At 40.5% G+C, this 5,162-nt stretch carries 3 protein-coding genes; 2 read left to right on the top strand and 1 reads right to left on the bottom strand.

Annotation, left to right across the window (positions count from 1 at the left end):
* The coding region (locus tag ACWITO_RS01175) for an alpha-2-macroglobulin family protein (RefSeq protein WP_448528179.1) at nt 1-2,706 on the top strand (2,706 nt) is incomplete at its 5' end.
* 138 nt (nt 2,707-2,844) lie between these two features.
* Here ACWITO_RS01175 and tnpC read toward each other — a convergent pair.
* On the bottom strand, nt 2,845-4,263 hold the full coding sequence (tnpC, locus tag ACWITO_RS01170; protein WP_448528180.1) for an IS66 family transposase: 1,419 nt from the start codon (nt 4,261-4,263) through the stop codon (nt 2,845-2,847).
* A gap of 205 nt (nt 4,264-4,468) precedes the next feature.
* Here tnpC and ACWITO_RS01165 point away from each other — a divergent pair, with 205 nt between their 5' ends.
* The gene (locus ACWITO_RS01165; protein ID WP_448528178.1) at nt 4,469-4,759 is read left to right on the top strand and encodes a hypothetical protein; all 291 of its coding nucleotides are present in this window, start codon (nt 4,469-4,471) and stop codon (nt 4,757-4,759) included.
* The last annotated feature ends 403 nt before the right edge of the window (nt 4,760-5,162 follow it).

Genomic DNA, 5,162 nt, shown 5'->3' with positions numbered 1-5,162 from the left:
ACCGATTACAGCTCCTTTGAAATCAATAAAGACGGACAAATTGACATCACCTCAGACAAAGAACGCTACGAAGTAGGCGAAACCGCTAAACTGCTTTTCAAAACGCCCTTTGAAGGAAAAATCTTAGTCAGCATCGAACGTGGCAAACTTTTAGAACATTTCTATCTGAATACCGATAAAAAATCTGCTTCTTTCAATCTCAAAATTACTGAAAGTTATTTGCCCAATATTTACATCTCGGCAACGCTGATTAAGCCACTTAGCAATTCGGCAATTCCGCTTACATCGGCTCACGGCTATTTGCCTTTGAGTGTTGAAGCTAAAAAACACAAAATCGATGTAAAAATTGAAGCAACAAGCAGTTCTTATTCCAACACCAAGCAAACTATCAAAATAAAAACTAACGAAAGCAATGCCGAAGTGTTTGTGGCGGTTGTTGATGAAGGTATTTTGCAAATCAAAGATTTTCAGAACCCTAATCCTTATGAGTATTTCTTTCAGAAACGAGCCTTAGAAGTAAATGCCTACGATGTGTATCCACGTCTTTTCCCCGAACTTTCGGCAGGAAAAAGTAGCGTAGGCGGTGGCGGTACTTACGAGAAAAAAGATGCCCCCGCTACCAACCCTTTGGCAAAACGTGTGAAGTTAGTTACTTTTTGGAGTGGAAGACTCACAACCAACTCGGCAGGTGAAGCTACGTATAGCATTGATATTCCTCAATTTGCAGGAAGCCTACGGATTATCGCAACGGCTCACAAAGGCAGTCGTTTCGGTGGTGCGGCTACCTCTATGAAAGTCGCTGACCCTGTGGTGATTAGCTCGGCTATTCCTCGTTTTCTTAGTCCCAAAGATGAAATTCTTTTGCCCGTAACGCTTGCCAACACAACCGATAAACCTATGCAAGGCACAGCCCAAGTTGCCGTAGGAAAAGGTTTGAGTATCAGTAGCGAAAGCCAAGCAAACCTAAGTCTCGCCCCTAATTCCGAACAACAAGTATTTTTCAAGCTAAAAGCAAGCGATTTTGTTGGCAATACGCAAATTGTGGTAAGTTTTGGTACAAATGGCAAAAAATTTGAAGAGAAAACCGATATTGCGGTGCGTTCGGCAGTGCCTTTACAGAAAAAAACAGGCTACGGCACTCTGCAAGCAGGTAAAGAGCAAAATATCGGCTTACAAAGTCCTTTCGTGGAAGCCACTTCAAGAGCCAAAATTGTGTTTTCTACCTCACCCATTGCCGAATTTTCTCAAAATTTAGATTATCTTTTGCAATATCCTTACGGTTGCGTAGAGCAAACGATTTCAACGGCTTTTCCTCAGCTCTACATCGCCGAACTTTCGCGAGAGCTGAAAGCCAAAAATGCAAGCTACCAAGGTAGCAATACAAGCGAAAGTCGTTACAACGTACAGCAGGCAATCTTGAAACTCTACACAATGCAAATGTACAATGGTGCTTTGAGCTACTGGCAAGGCACTGACCAAGAAAATTGGTGGGCTACTGCCTACGCCGCTCATTTCTTGTACGAAGCCCAACGAGCAGGCTACAACGTAAGTGAGCCGTTTTTGGAAAGAATTGCTCAATATTTGGAAAAGAAAGTCAAAGAACGAGCCACTGAGCGTTACTATTTTTACGATGAGCAAAACAATCGTTTCTCAAAAACCATTATTTCCAAAGAAATTCCTTACACACTTTACGTGCTTGCCCTGATGCGAAGAGGCGACGTAGCCACGATGAACTACTGCAAGGCAAACCAAAATATGCTTGCCTTGGACAGCAAATATTTGCTTGCGGCAACGTATCTGATGATGGGCGACAAAACAAGTTACAATGCTCTTTTGCCTAAAAAATTTGCAGGCGAACGCTCCGAAAATGCTCACGCAGGCAGTTTTTACTCGTACATACGCGACGAAGCTATTGCCCTCAATGCTCTTTTAGAAACCGACAAACAAAACCCGCAAATTCCCATAATGGCAAAACATCTTTCCGAGCAAATCCGAAACCGAAACTACCTCAATACACAAGAAACAGCTTTTGCCTTACTTGCTTTGGGAAAAATTGCCAAGCAAAGTCAGCAAAGTCAGATAAAGGCTACTATCACAGCCGAAGGCAAGCAAATGGCTAAATTCGAGAAAGACGATTTGGTGCTTGTTGAAAATATTGTAGGCAAAACGCTCAAAATCAACGCTTCGGGGGCGGGTATGTTGTATTATTTTTGGGAGATGCAAGGCGTGCCTGCAAGCGGTAAAATCAAAGAAGAAGATAGTTTCTTGAAAGTTCGTCGTAGTTTTTACAACCGAGCAGGACAAGAACTCAAAGAAGCCGAATTTACACAAAACGATTTGATTGTCGTAAAACTTAGCATCAAAACCACCGACGCCAGTAGTGTTAGCAATGTTGCCATTACTGATTTACTTCCTGCGGGCTTAGAAATCGAAAACCCTCGTTTGGTAGAACAGACGGCTCTACCTTGGATAAAAGACGCCAGCACTGCCGATTACGTAGATATACGCGACGATAAAATCAACTTATTTTGCGAGGCAAACGGCAACGAAAAGCATTTTTACTATTTGGTGCGTGCTGTTTCGGTTGGGGAGTTTCAGATGGGCGTAGTTTCGGCAGAGGCAATGTATGCGGCAGAGTACCATTCGTATTTTGGAGCAAGAAAAGTAATCGTAAAACAAAAAGATAGAAAGCCACAAAACCTTTAATTTCAACGAGAAAACAATCTTTTGGTGTAATGCTTCGCATATAGCTCGCTGATGAGGCAAGACGAAGCATTACGTTTTTCTAAAATTCAAAAAAATCTCAAAAAAACTTGACCGCTATTAAATAAATATTGTAACTATTTACGTAGCTAGATCTATTTTTTGGTTAAGATTGATTTTTAGGAGATTTTGAAAGACGTTAAGCCCTTTTTTGATAAAGGTTTTGATGACACCCTTAATTCTGACATATACCTTTAAGCCCTCAAAAGTACGAAAACACATTGCTATCTTTTGTTTGATTTTTACACAACGAATATCCTGTTCGGCAAGATTGTTCGTGAAAGGAATGCCTTTCTCAAAGGCAAAAGCAAGTACGCTCGCTTGATGTGCCTTCAAGCGGTTGAGTAAATTCCTGCCTTTACTATTTTTAGGTCTGCCCCTGCTCCTGGTCTCAGGCAAAGGTTCTTCTTGCTCGGCTTGCTGACAAATCGCCTCATAGCTTGCTTGCAGACTTATATCAGCCAATTTCCCCTCCCGATGCCTTCGGTATGCCTCTAAAAGCAAATCTTGCATCGCCTTTGCCCACACACTCCCATTTTCTATCAAGGCATTCAACTCCCGCAAGATATGAGCATTACACAATACGTGCTTGACCCTTCCAAAACTAAAATAACTCTTCCAACAATCGTGTACCGCACAACCCTCAAAGCGTGAAAGCAAGGATGAATGGCTCCTTAGTGCCTCTTCTCCTCGTTGCTCGTGAGCAAACAAATAGGTGCATCTTTCCGTACTTGCCGTATGTATCCAATACGTCTTGCCCGAAGTACGAACTCCCGTTTCATCAAAATGAGCCACCGAACTGTTGAGTACCTCTTCTTTTATCTGCTCTTCTATCCCCTTCATCTTCTCATATAACTCCTCATTAGCTTCTATTAGCACCCGTGCATTGACAGCCTGACCAAATAAATCTTCCGTCAGCTGACTAATCTTGCAGTAGGGCATACTATACCCTACACTCAACATACTCACCAAAGTCTTTATCCGCTTACCATATTGTACAGGAGCCGTTATATCCAATGGAAATTCGCCTGCTTGAAACAAGCCACAACACCGAATCCCTCTGACTTGATGTTCTATTACTTGAAACTTAGGCTCAGGTATATCAAAAACCTGTCGGCTACACACTAACTCAGAGGCTTCTTCTAATGAAAACTTACGACCACATACCTTACATTGCTCTGCTTGATGAACTATGACTTCATCAGGAATACTTACCTTTTGTAAGGTATTGCCTTTATGTCCCTCTTGACCGCCTCTACGCTTGCCCTCCCCTCGCTCAAATGCCGAGAACTTCTTTATGTTTTTGTACCTGTCACTGCTCGGCGGTTTATGACTATTGCTACTATTCATGCCCAAACGACTACGTAGCTCTGCGTTCTCAGCTTTTAAAACGGCATTCTCCAATTTTAATTGAGCTATCTCCGCTTTTGCAGATTCTAACTCCTTTAATACTTGCAGAAGCATACTTCGTAATCCTACTATGTCATCGGGTAGCTCCATATTCAAAAAAACTCAAAATTTATGCCCCTAAATTAATTCTTTTTGTGTACTTTTGAAAGTAGGTAAATAGTTACGAATAATATTTATTTTGATGTTAAACTTTGTCCTCATAGGTACAAAGGCACAACAACATTCTACTTTGTGGCATAAGGTAGATGAAATTAAAAGAGATTGGTTCCCTGCAGCTTACTATAATGTTTACCATGTGGAGAACACTAAGTATGGTTTGGTTACCAATCAGCCATTAATCGCTATTGATGATAAAATTGTATTCGCAAATCTTAATAGCTACTACATTTTAGACCAGTACGAGTTAAACCAAATAGCTGGTATAGATGTTTGGGAGAATGATAGCAGGACAGCTGCTATATTTGGAAATGCCAATGGTGTAATACAAATATTTACTCATCAGTATGTTGCTCAAAATCCTATTGTAAGACAAAGGTTTGACTATTCCTTTGAAAACGGGCAAATAGGGGATAAGAAAAAGAAATAAGATGCGTAATAATCTCCATCAAACAAAACTCCACCCCAGAAGTGGAGTTTTTTTGTATATTTGAGCCGCTACGCAGTTAGATAGCTATATTGCTCTCGCTTGGCAAGGTTTAGACCAGCGTGATGGTGACAGATTGCCTGAAAGGTTTGAGGTGAAAAGTTGGGCGAATAAATCTGAAAGTACAAAAAAAGAAGTAAGAAGAAAAAGAAATACTTTAATTGAAACTTTACCTAAATAGAAATATTATGAAATCAATTCTAATTTTAATCTTAATGATGGTTTTGGGTCTTTATGCTCAAGCACAATCCGTGCAACCTTTGTACATTAAATTTGAAGGAGAGAACATAAATAGTAATTTGCAAAAAATGGAAAATCTTTATTTTAATTACGAAAACCCGAATTT

Source organism: Raineya sp., assembly GCF_053497555.1.
This window is presented reverse-complemented; position numbering and strand designations above follow the sequence as displayed.

Bases quoted from the DNA above. Each gene is read 5' to 3' on its own strand.
- tnpC (WP_448528180.1), bottom strand. From the start codon at position 4,263: ATGGAGCTACCCGATGACATAGTAGGATTACGAAGTATGCTTCTGCAA.